Source organism: Oleiphilus sp. HI0086 (assembly GCF_001635225.1).
The window spans coordinates 1-371 of sequence record NZ_LWFZ01000259.1 but is presented as its reverse complement, the minus strand read 5'-3'; the positions used below and the strand labels follow the sequence as shown (position 1 = coordinate 371).

The window sequence follows — 371 nt, the reverse complement described above, 5'->3', positions numbered from 1 at the left end:
CAACTGTCTGCTTATCTTCTTCAGACAATTCGTCCATACCAAGAATCGCAATGATGTCTTTCAATTCAGCATAACGCTGAAGTACTGTCTGTACACCACGTGCAATTTCATAGTGCTCAGCACCAATCACCAAAGGATCTAGCTGACGAGAAGTAGAGTCTAGTGGATCGATCGCTGGGTAAATACCCTTAGAAGCGATGTCACGACTCAATACAACTGTTGCATCCAAGTGAGAGAAGGTTGTTGCTGGAGATGGGTCAGTCAAGTCATCCGCAGGTACATATACTGCCTGGATCGATGTGATCGAACCAGTCTTAGTAGATGTAATACGCTCCTGAAGAACACCCATTTCCTCAGCTAGTGTAGGCTGA

Annotated in this window: 1 pseudogene; it reads right to left on the bottom strand. The window is 45.3% G+C overall.

The window, feature by feature from the left end:
• Nucleotides 1-371: pseudogene (locus tag A3756_RS03375) on the bottom strand (F0F1 ATP synthase subunit beta); the annotation flags it as partial.